Origin of the sequence: Streptomyces sp. NPDC059895 (genome assembly GCF_042731035.1) — a bacterium.
Classification (GTDB): Bacteria; Actinomycetota; Actinomycetes; order Streptomycetales; family Streptomycetaceae; genus Streptomyces.
The window spans coordinates 62,327-78,937 of sequence record NZ_JBHWKO010000001.1; the positions used below are offsets into that span (position 1 = coordinate 62,327).

17 protein-coding genes are annotated in these 16,611 nt (G+C 74.5%); 7 read left to right on the forward strand and 10 right to left on the reverse strand.

All coding sequences use genetic code 11. The annotated features are described in order from the left end of the window. Nucleotides 1-9: 9 nt before the first annotated feature. Nucleotides 10-3,765: a BTAD domain-containing putative transcriptional regulator gene (locus ACFV9M_RS00260; protein ID WP_385062012.1), complete on the reverse strand. Its 3,756-nt coding sequence runs from the start codon at nucleotides 3,763-3,765 to the stop codon at nucleotides 10-12. Nucleotides 3,766-3,940: 175 nt separating this feature from the next. On the opposite strand from ACFV9M_RS00260, the gene ACFV9M_RS00265 reads away from it, so the two are divergent. Continuing rightward, nucleotides 3,941-4,741 carry a site-2 protease family protein gene (locus ACFV9M_RS00265; RefSeq protein ID WP_385062013.1) on the forward strand — a complete coding sequence of 267 codons (801 nt, stop codon included), beginning with the start codon at nucleotides 3,941-3,943 and terminating at the stop codon, nucleotides 4,739-4,741. Here ACFV9M_RS00265 and ACFV9M_RS00270 read toward each other — a convergent pair. Both ACFV9M_RS00270 and npdG read right to left on the reverse strand, forming a co-directional pair. After that, entirely contained in the window at nucleotides 4,731-4,985 is a 255-nt protein-coding gene (locus ACFV9M_RS00270) for a hypothetical protein (RefSeq protein WP_385062015.1), read from the reverse strand. The genes ACFV9M_RS00265 and ACFV9M_RS00270 overlap by 11 nt on opposite strands. Before the next feature lie 13 nt (nucleotides 4,986-4,998). Continuing rightward, a complete protein-coding gene (gene npdG, locus ACFV9M_RS00275; RefSeq protein ID WP_385062017.1) occupies nucleotides 4,999-5,715 on the reverse strand; it encodes an NADPH-dependent F420 reductase in 717 nt (238 codons plus the stop codon). Between the two features lie 176 nt (nucleotides 5,716-5,891). On the opposite strand from npdG, the gene ACFV9M_RS00280 reads away from it, so the two are divergent. After that, complete coding sequence (locus ACFV9M_RS00280) at nucleotides 5,892-6,491, forward strand: hypothetical protein (RefSeq protein ID WP_385062018.1); 600 nt, start codon at nucleotides 5,892-5,894, stop codon at nucleotides 6,489-6,491. A gap of 74 nt (nucleotides 6,492-6,565) precedes the next feature. Here ACFV9M_RS00280 and ACFV9M_RS00285 read toward each other — a convergent pair whose 3' ends face one another. Further along, nucleotides 6,566-6,799, reverse strand: a complete 234-nt coding sequence (locus tag ACFV9M_RS00285) for a hypothetical protein (protein WP_385062019.1) — start codon at nucleotides 6,797-6,799, stop codon at nucleotides 6,566-6,568. 58 nt (nucleotides 6,800-6,857) lie between these two features. Between ACFV9M_RS00285 and map the strand changes: the two genes are divergently transcribed. After that, nucleotides 6,858-7,715 (forward strand): type I methionyl aminopeptidase, encoded by an 858-nt coding sequence (gene map, locus ACFV9M_RS00290; RefSeq protein ID WP_385062020.1) that lies wholly within the window; start codon nucleotides 6,858-6,860, stop codon nucleotides 7,713-7,715. A gap of 163 nt (nucleotides 7,716-7,878) precedes the next feature. Continuing rightward, nucleotides 7,879-8,526: a heme oxygenase (biliverdin-producing) gene (locus ACFV9M_RS00295; RefSeq protein WP_385062021.1), complete on the forward strand. Its 648-nt coding sequence runs from the start codon at nucleotides 7,879-7,881 to the stop codon at nucleotides 8,524-8,526. Between the two features lie 62 nt (nucleotides 8,527-8,588). On the opposite strand, the gene ACFV9M_RS00300 is transcribed toward ACFV9M_RS00295, so the two are convergent. From ACFV9M_RS00300 to ACFV9M_RS00310, 3 genes are all read right to left on the reverse strand, one after another. Continuing rightward, complete coding sequence (locus ACFV9M_RS00300; protein ID WP_385062023.1) at nucleotides 8,589-8,966, reverse strand: hypothetical protein; 378 nt, start codon at nucleotides 8,964-8,966, stop codon at nucleotides 8,589-8,591. Between the two features lie 302 nt (nucleotides 8,967-9,268). Next, complete coding sequence (locus ACFV9M_RS00305) at nucleotides 9,269-9,964, reverse strand: PhzF family phenazine biosynthesis protein (RefSeq protein WP_385062024.1); 696 nt, start codon at nucleotides 9,962-9,964, stop codon at nucleotides 9,269-9,271. Nucleotides 9,965-10,016: 52 nt separating this feature from the next. Beyond that, nucleotides 10,017-10,388 carry a hypothetical protein gene (locus ACFV9M_RS00310; RefSeq protein ID WP_385062025.1) on the reverse strand — a complete coding sequence of 124 codons (372 nt, stop codon included), beginning with the start codon at nucleotides 10,386-10,388 and terminating at the stop codon, nucleotides 10,017-10,019. A gap of 177 nt (nucleotides 10,389-10,565) precedes the next feature. Between ACFV9M_RS00310 and ACFV9M_RS00315 the strand changes: the two genes are divergently transcribed. From ACFV9M_RS00315 to ACFV9M_RS00325, 3 genes are all read left to right on the forward strand, one after another. Beyond that, nucleotides 10,566-11,723, forward strand: a complete 1,158-nt coding sequence (locus tag ACFV9M_RS00315) for a FecCD family ABC transporter permease (protein ID WP_385062027.1) — start codon at nucleotides 10,566-10,568, stop codon at nucleotides 11,721-11,723. Between the two features lie 145 nt (nucleotides 11,724-11,868). Next, nucleotides 11,869-12,687: a heme ABC transporter ATP-binding protein gene (locus tag ACFV9M_RS00320; RefSeq protein WP_385062029.1), complete on the forward strand. Its 819-nt coding sequence runs from the start codon at nucleotides 11,869-11,871 to the stop codon at nucleotides 12,685-12,687. 159 nt (nucleotides 12,688-12,846) lie between these two features. Next, nucleotides 12,847-13,872: a hypothetical protein gene (locus ACFV9M_RS00325; RefSeq protein ID WP_385062031.1), complete on the forward strand. Its 1,026-nt coding sequence runs from the start codon at nucleotides 12,847-12,849 to the stop codon at nucleotides 13,870-13,872. Nucleotides 13,873-13,970: 98 nt separating this feature from the next. Here the strand turns inward: ACFV9M_RS00325 and ACFV9M_RS00330 are convergent, their stop codons facing one another. From ACFV9M_RS00330 to ACFV9M_RS00340, 3 genes are all read right to left on the reverse strand, one after another. After that, nucleotides 13,971-14,708, reverse strand: a complete 738-nt coding sequence (locus ACFV9M_RS00330) for a bifunctional DNA primase/polymerase (RefSeq protein WP_385062033.1) — start codon at nucleotides 14,706-14,708, stop codon at nucleotides 13,971-13,973. 143 nt (nucleotides 14,709-14,851) lie between these two features. Further along, entirely contained in the window at nucleotides 14,852-15,475 is a 624-nt protein-coding gene (locus ACFV9M_RS00335; protein WP_385062034.1) for a TetR/AcrR family transcriptional regulator, read from the reverse strand. Between the two features lie 98 nt (nucleotides 15,476-15,573). Further along, the gene (locus tag ACFV9M_RS00340) at nucleotides 15,574-16,575 is read right to left on the reverse strand and encodes a Gfo/Idh/MocA family protein (protein WP_385062035.1); all 1,002 of its coding nucleotides are present in this window, start codon (nucleotides 16,573-16,575) and stop codon (nucleotides 15,574-15,576) included. Between the last annotated feature and the right edge of the window lie 36 nt (nucleotides 16,576-16,611).

Here is a 16,611-nt window from a genome sequence, read left to right on the forward strand (position 1 = left end):
ACGGTTCGCTCACACCAGGGCGGCGGCCTCCTCGTAGGAGAGGCCGCCGCCCTCGGCGTACGCGGCCTCGTACGCCTCCTCGCCGAGCGCGGCGCGGACCGCGGTCCCGGCCAGGTCGCGGGTGTGGCGCTCTATGCGCGGGGCGATGTGGCCGGGCGGGAGAAGACTGTCGGCGGCGCCGAGGCAGCTGGCGGCGGCCGAGACGCGGCTGCCGCCGTCGGCACCGGTGAGGACGATCGCGGCGACGGCCAGGAAGAAGGAGCGCATGTGCGGGGCGATGGCCGTGGACATCGGGTCGCCGCCCCGCTCCAACGCCTTGCGGACGGTGACCAGCGCCTCCTCGTACCGTTCGTCGGCCGCGTCCAGCCAGGCCTCGGCGCTGAGGATGAAGGCGTCGAAGACGGCGAAGTGCGCGATGGTGAACTCCTCGCGCAGCAGCCGGAGCTGTTCGCGGGCCTCGGCGAGGCGGCCGTCCAGGCCGAGCCGGCCGGCCAGGAAGAGGCGGGCGGCGGGCATGGCCTCGTTGGCCGAGCCGTCCCTGCCGTCGAGGACCTCGCGCAGCACGCGTTCGCCGCGCTCCTCCTCGCCCGCCTCCACCAGCGTGCTGCCCAGCCGGGCGCCGAGGACCGCCAGCTGGGCGCGGGCGCCGAGCCGTTCGGCGTGCGCCATGGCCTCCTCGTAGTCGGCGGCGGCCTCCCGGTAGGCGCCCAGCCGCTCGCGGGCCTCGGCGCGGGCGGAGAGGGCCTCGGCGGTGCCCCAGGCGTCGTCCAGCCGACGGTAGATCTCCAGGGACTCGTCGGCGTCCCGGCCCGCGTCGCCCGCCCAGTCGGAGCGGTTGGCGAGCAGGTTGGCCCGCATCTGGAGGCAGTTGGCGAGCTCCCACTCGAATCCGGGGGTCTCCCGGCAGGTGCGGACGTTGGCGTCGATGATGGCGCGGATGCGGTCCATGTCGCCGGTGAGCATCACGGCGTAGAACCAGAGCAGTCCGGGGGACCGGCAGGTCTGCGGGAGGCCGGGCTCGTAGGTCTGGGTGATGACGCGCAGCTTGGCCTGGGCCGCCGGGTTCTGCCAGGCGTCCAGTTCGGTGTCCATGCAGGCGAGATGGGCCAGGTGGACACCGCGCCGGGCCTCGGCGAGGACCTCGCCCGTCATCGGCGGCGGGGCGGCGGTGCAGGGCTGCCACACCGGGGCCGCGGGGCGGACGGGCTCGGTGAAGGGGTCGGGGCCCAGGGCCATGACCTCGCTGCACCAGGTGCGGGCCTCGATGCGCAGGTCGCGCATGTGCCAGTAGACGACCAGGGACAGGATGAGGCAGAGCGCCTCCTGCTCGTCGCGCGCGGCGACGGCCCGGCGCAGCGCGGTGCGCAGGTTCTCGTACTCCAGCTGGAACAGGTCGACGGCGGCGCGCTGCGTGGGGCCGCGCAGCAGCACGTCGGTGGCGCGGGCGAGTTCGCGGTAGTACGTCAGATGGGCCCGCTCGGCCGTGGGGCGGCCGCCGGACTCGTCGAGGCGTTCGCCCGCGTACTCGGCGACGGTCTCCAGGAGCCGGTAGCGCATCGCGCCGTCGGCGGCGGGGGCGGCCACCACGAGCGACTTGTCGACGAGGGAGCCGAGCGCGTCGAGGGCGGCCGGGCCGCACACGGCCTCGGCGGCGGCGAGGTCGCAGCCCCGGGCGAACACCGACAGCCGGCCGAGCACCTCGCGTTCGTCGGCGTCGAGCAGGTCCCAGGACCAGTCGACGACGGCGCGCAGGGTCTGCTGGCGGGGCAGGACGGTGCGGCTGCCGGAGGTGAGGAGGCGGAAGCGGTCGTCGAGCCGGTCCGCGATCTGGCGGGGGGTCATCATGCGCAGCCGGGCGGCGGCCAGCTCGATGGCGAGGGGCAGGCCGTCCAGCCGGTGGCAGATCTCGGCGCAGGCCTCGGGATCGTCGTCGACGCGGAAGCCGGGCCGGGCGGCCGCTCCCCGGTCGGCGAGCAGCCGCAGCGCGACCGGCTCCGGCAGCGGCTCCACCGGGCGCAGCACCTCGCCGGGAACGCCGAGCGGTTCCCGGCTGGTGGCGAGGACCGTCAGGCCGGGACAGCGGCCGAGCAGTTCCTCGGCGAGCCGGGCGGCGGCCTCGACGACGTGCTCGCAGTTGTCGAGGACGATCAGCATGCGGCGCCGGGCGCAGTGCTCGACGAGGCGTTCCACGGGGTCGTCGTGGCGTTCGCCGGCGGCCCGCATCTCCTCGGCGCCGGCGCCGTACAGCACGGTCTCGCGGGCTCCCACGGCGGTGAGGACGGCCTGCGGTACGGCGTCCGGGTCGGCGACGGGCGCCAGCTCGGCCAGCCAGACGCCGTCGCGGGTGGTGTCCCGTACGGCCTCGGCGGCCTCCTGCGACAGCCGGGTCTTGCCCGCGCCGCCGGGTCCGAGCAGCGTGACGAGACGGGCGCCGGCGAGGTCGCCCCGCAGGGCCTCGATGTCGGCCTCCCGGCCGACGAAGGAGGTCAGCCGGGCGCGGAGGTTGCCGGGGGGCGGGGCGGAGCCGTCCAGCGGTGAGACGGACGCTTCCGGCGGCGGGGCGGAGCCGTCCAGCGGTGAAACGGAAGCTCCCACCGGCGGGGCGTAGCCGTTGACCGGCGGGGCGAAGCCGTCCAACGGTGAGACGGAACCGTCCACCGGCGGGGCAAAGCCGTCCACCGGCGGGGCAGAGCCGTTGACCGGCGGGGTGCGGACCTCCGCCCCCGGGACCGGACCGCCGCCAGCCGCCCGGGCGGCGCTCGGCGGGGCGGTCGCCGGGTCGTGCGCCGGGGCAGTCGCCGGGCCATGCGCCGGGACGGTCGCCAAGCCGTGAGCCGGGACAACCGCCGGGCCGTGTGCCGGGGCGGTCGCCGGGCCGGTCGCCTGGCCGTGTGCCGGGGCGCCCGGGAGGGGCGAGGAGCCGGCCGCGGGCGCGCCGCGGACCGGGGACGCGCCGCGGACCGGGGACGCGGTGTCCCCGGGGCGGCCGGTGGAGGTGCGCGGGCCGCCCGGGCGCGCGGCAGGGCGCGGCAGCTCGGCCGGGGTCAGCAGTTCGCCGTGCAGGGTGCGCAGTTCGGGGCCCGGGTCCGAGCCCAGCCGGTCGGCCAGGAGCCGGCGGACGTCCTCGTAGGCGGCGAGCGCCTCGGCGGTGCGGCCGGTGTCGCGCAGGGCGCGAAGGCGCAGCGCCTGGAGGGGCTCGTCGAAGGGGTGCGCGTCGCACAGGGCGGTCAGCTCGGGCAGCGACTGTCCGGCGTGGCCGAGGGCGAGGGCGGCGGTGTGGCGGGCGCGCACGGCGTCGAGGCGGCGGGCCTCCCGGCGGGCCGCCTCGGCGGTGCGGTCGGGCAGGTCGGCGAGGGCCGGGCCCTGCCACAGGGCGAGGGCGTCGTCGAGGAGGACGGCCGCCTTGGCGGGGTCGTCGTCGGCGAGGGCGCGCAGTCCGTCGCCGGTCAGACGCTCGAAGCGGTGCAGGTCGACCGCGTCGGGCGGGGCGGCGAGCCGGTAGCCGCCGTCCACGGAGGCGACCGCCTCGGCGCCCAGGGCGCGGCGCAGCCGCCCGACGAGCGCCTGGAGCGCGCCCGGCGCGTCGGCGGGCGGGTCCCCGGCCCACACCTCGTCGACCAGCAGAGCGGCGGACACGGCCCGTCCGGCCCGCAGGGCCAGCACGGTCAGCAGCGCGCGCAGCCGTGCCCCGCCGACCGCGACGGGGGTGCCGTCGGGGCGGATTGCCTGGGTGGTGCCGAGAATGCGGTAGAGCACGGGGTCCATTGTCTCCGGTCGGCTCGGGGCCGGTCACGGGGATCCGGCGGCGCGGCGGACCGGGACGTCCGGCGGTTCCCCTCCGCCCACCCTCGCAGGAACCGACGACCGCCCGCGAGACGTTTTCCCCCTGCGCCCGGTACGGTCGGGCGGTTCCACCCCCGCACCGACCCCAGGGAGCACCATGACGACCGCCCTCACCCGCCGCAGCGACCGGAGGGTCAGCCCCGTCTTCGTCGGGATCGTGGCCGTCATGGCGGTCACGGGATGGGCGACCTGGACGGGGTTCGCCGAGCAGCCCGGTGTGGCCGTGTTCCTGTTCGTGACGGCGGCGTGGGTGGTGTCGCTGTGCCTGCACGAGTACGCGCACGCGCGCACCGCCCTGCACGGCGGGGACATCTCGGTGGGCGCGAAGGGGTATCTCACGCTGAACCCGCTCGCGTACACGCACGCGCTGCTCAGTGTGGTGCTGCCGGTGCTGTTCGTCATCATGGGCGGGATCGGTCTGCCGGGCGGCGCCGTGTTCATCGAGCGCGGGCGGATCCGGGGCCGCTGGCGGCACAGCCTGGTCTCGGCGGCCGGCCCGCTGACCAACGTGCTGTTCGCCGCCGTGTGCACGGCCCCCTTCTGGCTGGACGCGCTGGACGGCGTGCCCGCCGACTTCAGGTACGCGCTGGCGTTCCTGGCCCTGCTCCAGGTCACGGCCGCGATCCTGAACTTCCTGCCGGTGCCCGGCCTCGACGGCTACGGGGTGATCGAGCCCTGGCTGCCGTACGGCGTGAAGCGGCAGGTGGAGCCGTTCGCTCCGTTCGGCCTGCTGTTCGTGTTCGCGCTGCTGTGGGTGCCGGCGGTCAACGGCGCGTTCTTCGACGTGGTCGACGCGGCGCTGGGCGCTCTCGGCGTGGGCGACTTCGAGTCGTACTGCGGGCAGGCGCTCTACCGCTTCTGGGAGGGAACGCCGGACTTCTGCGCGGTCAGCGCGTGACGGACCGGCGGATCTTCTCGCGCTTGACGTAGTACCAGGTCATGTTGGACGACAGCCCCGCCAGCAGCACCCAGACGACGCCCAGCCAGCTGCCGTTCGCGAAGGAGACGACCGCGGCGGCGACGGCGAGGAGACAGACGACGAGGGTGAAGAGGGCGAGGCGGGGCATGGGGGTCGTTCTCCTGTCGGGGTCCTGTCGGAGGTCCCGTGGGGGACACTGCTGGTCCGGTCCAGTGTCCCCCATGCGCGAGCGCGGCTCACACGTCGGTGACGCGCAGTCCCGCGTGCGCCTTGTAGCGGCGGTTGACGGAGATCAGGTTGGCGACCAGCGACTCGACCTGGTGGGCGTTGCGCAGGCGGCCCGCGAAGACGCCGCGCATGCCGGGGATGCGGCCGGCGAGCGCCTGCACGATCTCGACGTCGGCGCGGACCTCGCCGAGGACCATGACGTCCGTGTCGATCTCGTCGATCTCCGGGTCCTGGAGCAGCACGGCCGACAGGTGGTGGAAGGCGGCGGTGACCCGCGAGCCGGGCAGCAGGGCGGCGGCCTGCTCGGCGGCGCTGCCCTCCTGCGGCTTCAGCGCGTAGGCGCCCTTCTTGTCGAAGCCGAGCGGGTTGACGCAGTCGACGACGAGCTTGCCCGCGAGCTCCTCGCGCAGGGCCTCCAGGGTCGCGCCGTGACCGTCCCACGGCACGGCGACGATCACGATGTCGCTGCGGCGCGCGGTCTCGGCGTTGTCGGCGCCCTCGACGCCGTGGCCGAGTTCGTCGGCGGCGGTCCGGGCGCGGTCGGCGGCCCGGGAGCCGATGATCACCTTCTGTCCGGCCTTGGCGAGGCGGTACGCGAGTCCCTTGCCCTGCGGCCCGGTCCCGCCGAGCACGCCGACGACGAGCCCGGAGACGTCGGGGAGGTCCCACGGATCCTTGGCGGGGGCCGTCGCGGGGGCGGTCTGTGCGCTGTCGGTAGAGGTCATGGGCCGACTGTACGTGCGCGGCGGCGCCCGGACGGGGCGCGGGGGCGCCGTGGGGGCGCGCCCCGGGGGTGATCCCCGCGACACGCCGGGGGTGGCGGCCGTCACGTTCCCCGGGTCGGGGGAATCGGCGGCGAACGCCGGGCCGGGACAGGCGGGTTGCGGCACCATGCGGTCGTATGGACGCCGTACGGGTCGCGCTGCTGCGCGAGGTGCTGGCCGGGACGCAGTGGCTGGGGGCCACGCGGAGGTTCGCCGCGGTGCTGCGCGGCTCCGTGGTGTCGCACGGGGGCGGGCTGCTGCTGGTGGGCAGCGCGGCGTACGAACCGTGGCACCTGGCGGCCCATCTGGTCGACGAGGCCGCCTGGTCGGGCACGCCGGAGCTGGCCCCCACCCTGGTGCGGCTCGACGCGCGGCCCACGGATCCGGCGCACCTCGCGGTCGGCCCGGGCCGGATCGACGCCGCCCGGCGCGGCGAGACCCTGCTGGTGGTGTCGCCGGAGGGGGACGCGCCGCTGCTTCAACGGGTGGCGGACGCGCGGCGGGCCGGGGTGACCGTGCTGGCCCTCGGTCCCCGCGGGGCGGAGCTGACGGCGCTGGCGCACGAGGCGCTGGCCGTGCCGGACGGCGCGGAGCTCGACCTGGACACCGTGCAGCACCTGGTGAGCGCGGCGGCGGGCGAGCACACGGTGCCCTCCCCGCGGGGGCGCCGGCGGTTCCGGGACCGCCTCTCCCGGCTGGCGGAGTCCCTGACCGCACCACCGCCCGCCTCCTGGTGATCCCGGGGCGGAGGTCCCGGGGCGAAGGTCCCGGGGCGAAGGTCCCGGGGCGGAGGTCCGGGCGGGCGGGCGCGTCAGTCGTCGTCCGTGGTGCCGCCGGCCGGGGCGTCGTGCCAGCGGGGGTCGTTCTCCCACTGGAGGTTGCGGTCGCGGGCGGTCGCCATCGCGTGCTCGGCCTCGCCGCGGGTCGCGTACGGGCCGAAGCGGTCCTTGGCCGGGCAGTCCGGCCCCTCCTCGACCTTCTTGTGTTCCAGGCAGTAGTACCACTCGCCCGGCTTGCCGACGGTCCGCTTCTTGAACAGGGGCATGACCAGCTCCTCTCGCCACCGTCATGTTCCCCCATGCCCGCTGGTTAGACTCGCTGGCATGTCTGGCCAGTCGCTGCTCGTCCCCGGGGAGCTCTCCCCCACCCGTTCCGTGCCCGGAAACATCCGCCGCCCCGAGTACGTCGGCAGGCCCGCGCCGACCCCGTACACCGGGCCGGAGGTGCAGACACCCGAGACGATCGAGGCCATGCGCGTCGCCGGGCGGATCGCCGCCCGGGCCATGGCGGAGGCGGCGAAGCTGATCGCGCCGGGCGTCACCACCGACGAACTGGACAAGGTGGCGCACGAGTACATGTGCGACCACGGCGCCTACCCCTCGACGCTCGGTTACCGCGGCTTCCCCAAGTCGCTGTGCACGAGCGTCAACGAGGTCATCTGCCACGGCATCCCCGACTCGACGGTGCTGCGCGACGGCGACATCGTCAACCTCGACGTGACCGCGTACATCGGCGGGGTGCACGGCGACAACAACGCCACGTACCTCGTCGGGGACGTCGACGAGGAGAGCCGGCTGCTGGTGGAGCGGACCCGGGAGTCCCTGGACCGCGCGATCAAGGCGGTCAAGCCGGGCCGGCAGATCAACATCATCGGCCGTGTCATCGAGTCGTACGCCAAGCGGTTCGGGTACGGGGTCGTCCGGGACTTCACCGGCCACGGCATCAACTCGTCGTTCCACTCCGGGCTGATCATCCCGCACTACGACAGCCCGCACGCCACGACGGTGATCCAGCCCGGGATGACCTTCACCATCGAACCGATGCTGACGCTGGGCACGCACGAGTACGACATGTGGGACGACGGCTGGACGGTCGTGACGAAGGACCGCAGGCGGACGGCCCAGTTCGAGCACACGCTGGTGGTGACGGAGACGGGCACGGAGATCCTCACACTGCCCTGACCGCCCCGGCACCGAAGACGAACCCGCTCTCCCCGGAGGGCGGGTTCCGCGTTTCCGGGATAGGTTCGGAGCGGAGATTTTACCGACCCGTCGTCGGTAAAGTTACCGACAGAAGGTCGGCAAGACGTTGACTTAGGTAAACCTAACCATAGAAGATTCGGGTATGGACTCCTTCTCGACAGTCATCCGCACCGCGTCCCACGAGCAGCACGTGGAGGCCGAGACCTCGACGTTCATGAGCGACCTGCTCGGCGGCCGGCTCGGCGTCGACGCCTACGCGCGCTACACCGAGCAGCTGTGGTTCGTCTACGAGGCGCTGGAGACCGGGACCGAGCGGCTGGCGTCGGACCCGGTGGCCGGGCCGTTCGTCCAGCCGGAGCTGTTCCGGCTCACGGCGCTGGAGCGGGACCTGGCGCATCTGCGGGGCCCCGGCTGGCGGGCGGGCCTGTCGGCGCTCCCGGCGACGCGGGCGTACGCGGAGCGGGTGCGCGAGTGCGCCGAGCGGTGGCCGGCCGGGTACATCGCCCACCACTACACCCGTTACCTCGGGGACCTCTCCGGTGGGCAGATCATCCGCGACAAGGCGGAGCGGACCTGGGGCTTCGAGAAGCGGGGCGACGGGGTCCGGTTCTACGTCTTCGAGGACGTCACCAACCCTGCCGCGTTCAAGCGGGGTTACCGGGAGCTGCTGGACGCGGTGCCCGCGGACGACCTGGAGAAGCAGCGGATCGTGGCCGAGTGCAAGCGGGCGTTCGCCCTGAACACGGCCGTGTTCCGGGCACTGGGCGAGGAGTTCCCGCTGTCGGCGTGAGGGCCGGCCAGGACACGACCGGGCCCGCACCTCCGCGAGGGAGGGGCGGGCCCGATGTCGTCTCAGCCGCGGTGGTGGTCGAAGCCGGAGGAACGCTCGTGAGCCGAGGGACGCTCGTGGTCCGAGGAGCTCTCATGGCCCGAAGGACGCTTGTCGTCCGCGAGGCGCTCGTCGTCGGCGGGGTGCTCGTGGTCCGAGGAGCGCTCGTGGTCGGCGGAGCGGTTGCTCCCGGAGAGGAAGCCGAGGCCGTCGTGGCAGTTGGTGCCGGCCCAGAAGAGGTCGCTGGAGACCGTGTCGATCCCGCCGATGTACGAGCTGCAGGAGGGGTGGTCGCCCTTGTCCAGGTTGCGGTGCCCGTCATGGGCGGTGGCGCTCGTGGCACCGGCGGCGGTCAGGGCGACGCCCAGGGCGGCAGCGGCCAGGGCAGATCGGATGCGCATGATGTTCCTCTCACGGAGGCTGAGTGGTCACGCCCATCGGTCCCCGCTCGCCACAGCGCGCACACGCGGGACCACCCGTACGGAGGCGCGAATGACCACGGACGCCGCGCGGCGGCCCTCCGGCCGGCACCGGCACCGCGACCCGCACCACGACCTGCACCCGGACCGACATCTCAACCGGCACCGCGACCGGCACCGCGACCGGCATCACAACCGGCGTCGGAACCGGTACCGCGACCGGCACCGCGACCGGTCCGGCGCTCCGGGCAGCGCTCGGGACAGCGCTCCGGGCAGCGCTGCGGTCAGCGCTCCGGGCAGCGTTCCAGGTAGACCCGTCCGCCGATCTCGACCCAGCCGTGCGGCTGAGGGGCCGTCAGGATCTGTGAACCGGCGCCCTGGGTGATGTTGAGGGCCCGGCCCAGCCGTTCCGTGAGGAGGAGGGCCGCCGCGCCGGTCGCCTCGTCCTCCTCGATGCCGTCGTCGCGGCCGGGGAACGCCCGCGCGCGGATCCGGCCGGCCGGCTCGTCCTCCCACGCCCAGGCGTAAATTCCCCCCCAGACTTCGTCCGGGGGCACCCCCATCTCGCTTCGCTCGCCGGGCGGCGGCACGGGCAGGTCGTCCACCTCGGCGGCGGTGGCGTACTGGCGGAGGGTGCGCGGCGGAGCCCACTCCGCGCGCGCCTCGATCCAGCTGAACTCGCCGTCCAGGCGGACGCCCACGACCCCGGCGGGGGTGACGAGTTCGGGTACGTCGAGCAGCCAGGCCGTGCCCACGCAGGGGTGGCCGGCGAACGGCAGGCGCAGGGTGGGGGTGTAGATGTCGATGATCCCGCGCTCGGGGTCGTCGACGAACACGGTCTCGCTGAAGCCGAGTTTCGCCGCGATCTCCTGCCGGTCACTCCGCTCGGGCACGCGGGAGCCGTCGCGGACGACACCCAGTTCGTTTCCGTATCCGCCGTTGGGCGCGCAGAAGACGCGGAGCACGTCGTAGTCAGTCACGGGGGAATTGAAGCATCGCGCGGGCCGCGAGGGCGTCCCGGGCAGGAGCACCTCACATGCCCGAGGGGCGCCTGCGCACCGCGAACACCACCCCGGCGCCCGCGAGGACCGTCGCCGCGGACGCCGCGCCGAGGGCGCCGACCGGAACGTCGGAGCCGGCCGGGCCCGTGCCGCCGCCGATCGCGCCGCCCGTCGCACCGGTGCCGCTTCCGCTTCCGCTTCCGCTTCCGCGCTTCACGGTGATGCGGACGTCGGCGAGCGTCCGGCGCGGGCCGTCGGTGACGGCGTAGGACGCGACCCCTTGCGGGGCGCGGGTCGCGGCGTGGGAGGCGCCGGCCGGGAGCAGGACCGCCAGCAGGGCCGCGCAGGTCACGGCGAGGGCCGTGGTCACCGCGGTGACCAGGGCACGGGGGCGCGCGGGCATGAGGGGTCCTCCGGAGGCGACAACCGGTAGCGAATGAAGGTAAGGCTAACCTAAGCTTCTCTCCTGCCTGGCTCTTTACTGCCGGGGAATCACCGGCGGAATGGAAGGAACGGACAGGACAGTGCGACGCTCACCGAGACCCGACGCCGGACAGCGGTACGCCCCGGAGGGTGCCGTATGACCGTCCTGGACCAACCCGTGGAGCCCGTGGAGCCCGTGGAGCCCGTGGAGCCCGTGGAGCCCGGCGAGCCTGTCGAGCCCGCCGCCGCGGCCCCGGCCCCGCCCTCGTCCCCGTCCCCGCGCGGCCGGCGCGGGACCGCCGGAGCGCTGACCGCCGGGCTGGTCGTGGGCCTGCTCGTCCTCGTGCCGGTCGCCGCCGGGCTCGGGGCGTATCCGGTGCCCGTCGGGGACGTGCTGTCCTCCGTGCAGCACCGGATCGGGCTCGGGGGCGCGGAGTTGGACCGGGTCGCGGAGTCGGTGCTGTGGAACGTCCGGTTCCCGCGGATCGTCCTCGCGCTGCTCGTCGGGGCCTCGCTGGGGTGCGCGGGAGCGTTGATGCAGGGCGTGTTCGGCAACCCCCTGGCCGAGCCGGGCGTCATCGGCATCTCCTCCGGCGCGGCGGTCGGCGCGGTCGCCGCGATCGCGTTCGGCGTGGACTTCCTCGGCACCTGGACGGTGTCCGCCTTCGCCTTCGCCGCCGGTCTCGGCACGGTCCTGCTGGTGTACGTGATGTCGCGGTCCGGCGGACGCACGGAGGTGGTGACGCTGATCCTCACCGGGATCGCGGTGAACGCCTTCGCGGGGGCGCTGATCGGGCTGTGCCTCTTCCTCGCGGACACCGCGGCGATCCAGCAGATCACCTTCTGGCAGCTCGGCTCGCTCTCCCAGGCGACCTGGCCGAAGGTGCTCGCGGTGCTGCCGTGCGCGGTGACCGGCCTGGCGCTCGCGCCCCTGTACTCCCGGCGCCTGGACCTGCTGGCGCTCGGCGAACGGCCGGCCAGGCACCTGGGCGTGGACGTGGAGCGGCTGCGGATCGTACTGATCCTCGTCATCGCGCTGCTGACCGCAGCCGCGGTGAGCGTGTCCGGGATCATCGGCTTCGTCGGCCTGGTCGTGCCGCACCTGCTGCGGATGGCGGCGGGGCCGGGACACCGGTTCCTGGTCCCGGGCAGCGCCCTGCTCGGCGCTCTGGTGCTGCTCGCCGCCGACCTGGTGTCCCGCACGGTCGCCGTCCCCGCGGAACTCCCCCTCGGGGTCCTCACCGCCCTCCTCGGCAGCCCCTTCTTCTTCTGGCTGCTGCGCAGGACCCGCCGCAAGCAGGGCGGGTGGGCGTGAGAGCCACCCGCCCCGCGCCGATCCCGAGCCCGGTCCCGGTCCCGAACCCGATCCCGATCCCGGTCCCGAACCTGAACCCGATGCCGATGCCGATGCCCATGCCTATACCTATGCCGATGCCGACGCCGATCTCGGGAGCCCCCGTATGAGACTCCTCCGCCCCCGGCCGACCCCGCCGTCCCCCGCCGCCCCGGGTGACGTCCTCGCCGAGACCGACGCCCTCCACGTCCGGCTGGGCGGGCGCGAGGTGCTGCGGGGTGTCGACGTACGGGTCCGTGCCGGTGAGGTCCTCGCGCTCGTCGGCCCCAACGGCGCGGGCAAGTCGACCCTGTTGGCCGCGCTCGCCGCCGACCTGCCGGCCGCGCGGGGCGCCGTACGGATCCACGGGCGCCCGGCGACGGAGTGGACGGCGCCCGAACTGGCGCTGCGGCGGGCGGTGTTGCCGCAGGCGGCGACGGTCTCCTTCCCGTTCTGCGTGGCGGACGTGGTCCGGATGGGACGGGCGCCGCACGCCTCCTCCCCCGCGGAGAACGATCTGGCGGTGGCCGGGGCGATGGCCGCCACCGAGGTGACCGCCTTCGCCGCGCGCCCCTTCTCCGCGCTCAGCGGCGGCGAGCGGGCCCGTGTCGCGCTCGCCCGCATCCTCGCCCAGCGCGCCCCGCTGCTGCTGCTCGACGAGCCGACCGCCGCCCTGGACCTGCGGCACCAGGAACTGGTGCTGCGGCTGTGCCGGGACCGGGCGGCGGCGGGCGACGCGGTGGTCGTCGTCCTGCACGACCTGGGGCTCGCCGCGGCCTACGCGCACCGGGTCGCGGTGCTGCGCGCGGGGCGGGTCGCGGCGGACGGCCCGCCCGCCGAGGTGTTCTCCGAGCCGCTGCTGACGGAGGTGTACGACCAGCCGGTCGAGGTGCTGCCGCATCCGGCGACCGGCGCCCTCCTCGTCAACCCCCGGCGGAGCCCCTGAGCCGGCCGTCCCGCCCGCCGCCCCGGGGCGGGTTCGGCGGCCGGCCGGGCCCGGTGGCCGGCCAGGTCACGGTGTGGCCGCTGTACCCGGTCCCGGCGTCCGCGCCGTTCGCCGCCCCGGTAGGGTTCGCCTCCGGGAAGGGGAAGGTGAAGACACCTGATGACCAGGGAACGCACCAGGGAACGCGGCCTGACGACCGGCCGTCGACGGCCCGTCAGACGTGACCGGAACGCACTCATAGCGGTCTCGCTCTCCGCCGTCTCGCTGACGGCGAGCGGATGCGTGGTGGTCCACGGGGAGCGTGTGGTGCTCCCCGCGGCGACCCGGGCCGAGGCGGCGAAGGCGGTCGAGCAGTTCACGACCGCGTACAACAAGGCGGACGCGGCGTACGACGCTTCCCTCGACGCCGAGCACACCACGGGGGCGCTGGGCGCCATCGACGCGGCGCGGCTGAAGGCGGGGCGGGTCAACCACCCGGACGGCAACCCGCAGCACAAGGCGCTGGTGCTGACGGACGTGCGGTACACCATCCCCAAGAAGGCGGGCTGGCCGCGCTGGTTCGTCGCCGACGCGCAGGCCAACAAGGGCGGTGACGTGCGCTGGCTGCTGGTGTTCACCCGCAACCGCCTGGCGGACCCCTGGCAGGCTGCCTACCTGACGCTGGTGGCGCCGGGGTCGCTGCCGGAGTTCAGCAAGGACAAGGACGGCTGGGCCGAGGCGGTGCCCGCCGACTCCGGGGAACTGACGCGCCCGCCGGAGGACCTGAGCAAGGACTACGCGACCTACCTGCACGACGGCGGGGAGGCCTTCGCCGACGGCGCGTACACCAGCGAGCTGCGCGCCACGCGGGAGAAGAACTCCAGCAAGCCGGGACTGGCCACGCAGTACGTCGACCAGCCCCTGACCAGCGGCGACTTCGCGCCCCTTGCGCTGCGCACCGCGGACGGCGGGGCGCTGGTGTTCTTCAGCACGCACCACTACGTGAAGCAGACGGCCGCGGCGGGGGCGGCCGTACCGACGCAGAACGACAACGTGCAGGCGCTGACCACCGGGGAGGTCAAGCAGTCCCTGACGATGGAGTTCGTCGCCAACGAGGTGGCCCTGGACCCGGCGAAGGGCTCCGGGAGCGGCAAGGTGTCGCTGCTCAGCCGGCTCGAGGGACTGACGGCGGCGAAGGGCGAGTAGCGCACCGCACTGCGGCCTTGAGTAGCCCTCGGTGAGGGCTTCTCGGTGGGCGCTTCTCGGTGGGCGCTTCTCGGTGGGCGCTTCTCGGTGGGCGCTTCTCAGTGGCGGAGAGGCCAGGCCGCGGACGGGTGCCCGGTCTCCTGCCCGACGTGGCGGGCGCAGGCGTCGGTGAGGGTTTCGAGGAGGGTGAGCGGGTCGGGCAGCGCGTGCTCCGGGCCGCGGACCCAGTGCACCGCGCGGTCGTCGTCGCCGGGGAGGCGGGCGGGCGGGACGAGGACGTAGGAGCCTCGGCAGTGCCAGCGCAGGCCGGGGTGCTCGTCCATGGTCTCGGGGTGGCAGTCCAGCTCGCAGGGCCACCACTCGTCCTCGTCCTCGGGGGTGCCGCGGGTGAGGGTGAAGAAGAGCATGCGGCCGTCGTCGCTCGCGGCGACCGGGCCGACCTCGACGCCCTCGTCGAGCAGCCGGTCCAGGGCTTCCCGGCCGGCCTCCAGCGGCACGTCGAGGACGTCGTGCACCATGCCGGTCGCGGTGATGAAGTTGGCCTGCGGCTGGTGGCGGGCCCAGCGCTCGATCTGGTCGCGGTCGGTGGTGGACTGCGTCTGCCAGGCGAAGGACACGGGGTGCCGGGCGGGGGTGGGACAGCCGACCCGGTCGCAGGAACATCGGTAGCCGGGGGCCGGGTACGCGGCGGGCGCGAGCGGCAGTCCCGCTCCGGCGGCGGCGAGCAGCAGGGCCTCACGGCCGCCGTCGTCGGCGGCCTCCTTCGGGCGGCGTCCGCGCAGCCACTGGGAGAGTTTGCCCTGCCGGCCGGTGCGGCCGCCGTACTCCGCGCTCATCTATCCCCTTGCCTCGCCGTGGTGCGGACAGCATGCCCTATGGTCCCACCATCTTGCGCCTCGGGGGTCCGGAGCACCCGATCGGGGCAGGTGGGGCGAGGGGGACGGATAGGGCCCAGCGGCCCGAGGGAGCCGCAAGGGAGTCACCGTGGCGCCAGTCCGTGGAGGGCGTAGTCGACGAGGGTGTCGGTGTACTCGTACGACAGGGGTCCGGTGCGCTGGAGCCAGCGCTGGGCGAGCGGGGAGACGAAGAGTTCCAGGGCGATGCGCGGGTCGACGTCCGCGCGGACGTCCCCGGCGGCCTGGGCGGAGCGCAGGCGGTCGACGTACAGCCGGAGGTTGGGTTCGAGGAGCTTGGCGACGAACTCGCGGCCGAGCTGCTCGTTGACGAGGCCCTCGGCGGTCAGCGCGCGGGACGGGGCCTCGTAGCGGGGGTCGAGGAGCTCGTCGACGGTGGCCCGCAGGACGGCCCTGAGGTCGGCGGCGAGGTCCCCGGTGTCCGGGATGGCGTACGGCACCTGCCCCGCCGCCTCGGCGGCCTGCTCCCCCAGGTCGAGGAACGCCTCCAGCAGCACGTCGGCCTTGGAGCCCCACCACCGGTAGATGGTCTGCTTGCCGACGCCGGCCCGGGCGGCGATCCCCTCGATCGTGGTCCTCGGGTACCCGGCCTCCCCGACGAGCGCGAGGGCGGCCTCGTAGATGGCACGCCGGGACTTCTCGCTGCGGCGGGTGGTGTCGGGGGCCGGCTTGCCGGACTGGGTGACCATGCGACGACGGTACCAAGCACATGAGACGCCCCGTCTCGCCCGGAACGGGCGCGCCCGGCCGGCGCGCCCCAGGCGGTCCTGGCCCGGGACCACGCGGGCTACGCCGGCTCTCCGGGATAGCGGACGCCGATGTCGCGGCGGATCGTGTCCAGGGTGCGCAGGACGGCGAGGGTGCCGTCGAGGGGGACGAGGGGCGACTCGGTCTCCTGGGCGCGCAGCGCGCGCATCACCTCGCGGGCCTCGTGGCGCATGGTGGTACGGGGACCGTCGGCGGGGTCGGCGGTGAACTCCTCGGGGTCCCGGCCGGCGCGGTGCAGGACGAGGCGGTCGGGGTGGAAGAAGCCGGACGGGATGTCGATGCGGCCGCGCGAGCCGGTGACGGAGGCGGAGGTGCCGGTGCCGCCGACGAGGGAGCAGTGCAGGGCGGCGAGCGCGCCGGAGTCCCAGGACAGGGCGGCGGCGGTCTGGAGGTCGACGCCCTCGGTGGAGAGGACGGCCCGCGCGGAGACGCCCGAGGGTTCGCCGAGCAGGAGCTGGGCGAAGGAGACGGGGTAGACGCCGAGGTCGAGGAGGGCGCCGCCGCCCTGGGCGGGGTCGCGCAGCCGGTGCGAGGGCGGGAAGGGGCCTTCGAGGCCGAAGTCGGCCTGCACGGTCCGCACCTCACCGATCGCGCCGTCGTCGACCAGCGTCTTCAGGCGCCGGATCAACGGGTTGCAGTACATCCACATGGCTTCCATGAGGAAGCGCCCGTTGTCGCGGGCCAGCGCGACGAGTTCCTCGGCCTCCCGCACGTTCAGCGTGAACGGTTTCTCGCACAGCACGTTCCGCCCGGCCTTGAGGCACAGGCCGGCGGCGGCCCGGTGCGCGGAGTGCGGGGTGGCGACGTAGACGACATCGATGTCCTCGTCCCAGGCCAGCGACTCCCAGTCGCCGTACGCCCGGGGTATCCCGAAGCGCTCGGCGAAGGCCCGCGCCGAGGTCTCGGTGCGCGAGGCGACCGCCACGACCTCCGCGTCGGGCAGATCGATCAGGTCCGCCGTGAAGGCGGCGGCGATCCCGCCGGTCGCCAGGATCCCCCACCGCACGCTGTCCGTCGTCATCCCGCCCACCCTCGTGCCGTCCCATCGGTCCGTTCG

What these genes read in the sequence shown, in the direction of transcription:
- ACFV9M_RS00315 (WP_385062027.1), top strand. Translation starts at nt 10,566, where the DNA reads ATGACCGTCCTGGACCAACCCGTGGAGCCCGTGGAGCCCGTGGAGCCC.
- map (WP_385062020.1), top strand. Translation starts at nt 6,858, where the DNA reads ATGTCTGGCCAGTCGCTGCTCGTCCCCGGGGAGCTCTCCCCCACCCGT.
- ACFV9M_RS00340 (WP_385062035.1), bottom strand. Translation starts at nt 16,575, where the DNA reads ATGACGACGGACAGCGTGCGGTGGGGGATCCTGGCGACCGGCGGGATC.
- ACFV9M_RS00300 (WP_385062023.1), bottom strand. Translation starts at nt 8,966, where the DNA reads ATGCGCATCCGATCTGCCCTGGCCGCTGCCGCCCTGGGCGTCGCCCTG.
- ACFV9M_RS00325 (WP_385062031.1), top strand. Translation starts at nt 12,847, where the DNA reads ATGACCAGGGAACGCACCAGGGAACGCGGCCTGACGACCGGCCGTCGA.
- ACFV9M_RS00265 (WP_385062013.1), top strand. Translation starts at nt 3,941, where the DNA reads ATGACGACCGCCCTCACCCGCCGCAGCGACCGGAGGGTCAGCCCCGTC.
- ACFV9M_RS00330 (WP_385062033.1), bottom strand. Translation starts at nt 14,708, where the DNA reads ATGAGCGCGGAGTACGGCGGCCGCACCGGCCGGCAGGGCAAACTCTCC.
- ACFV9M_RS00310 (WP_385062025.1), bottom strand. Translation starts at nt 10,388, where the DNA reads ATGCCCGCGCGCCCCCGTGCCCTGGTCACCGCGGTGACCACGGCCCTC.
- ACFV9M_RS00295 (WP_385062021.1), top strand. Translation starts at nt 7,879, where the DNA reads ATGGACTCCTTCTCGACAGTCATCCGCACCGCGTCCCACGAGCAGCAC.
- ACFV9M_RS00320 (WP_385062029.1), top strand. Translation starts at nt 11,869, where the DNA reads ATGAGACTCCTCCGCCCCCGGCCGACCCCGCCGTCCCCCGCCGCCCCG.
- npdG (WP_385062017.1), bottom strand. Translation starts at nt 5,715, where the DNA reads ATGACCTCTACCGACAGCGCACAGACCGCCCCCGCGACGGCCCCCGCC.
- ACFV9M_RS00280 (WP_385062018.1), top strand. Translation starts at nt 5,892, where the DNA reads ATGGACGCCGTACGGGTCGCGCTGCTGCGCGAGGTGCTGGCCGGGACG.
- ACFV9M_RS00270 (WP_385062015.1), bottom strand. Translation starts at nt 4,985, where the DNA reads ATGGGGGACACTGGACCGGACCAGCAGTGTCCCCCACGGGACCTCCGA.
- ACFV9M_RS00335 (WP_385062034.1), bottom strand. Translation starts at nt 15,475, where the DNA reads ATGGTCACCCAGTCCGGCAAGCCGGCCCCCGACACCACCCGCCGCAGC.
- ACFV9M_RS00285 (WP_385062019.1), bottom strand. Translation starts at nt 6,799, where the DNA reads ATGCCCCTGTTCAAGAAGCGGACCGTCGGCAAGCCGGGCGAGTGGTAC.
- ACFV9M_RS00260 (WP_385062012.1), bottom strand. Translation starts at nt 3,765, where the DNA reads ATGGACCCCGTGCTCTACCGCATTCTCGGCACCACCCAGGCAATCCGC.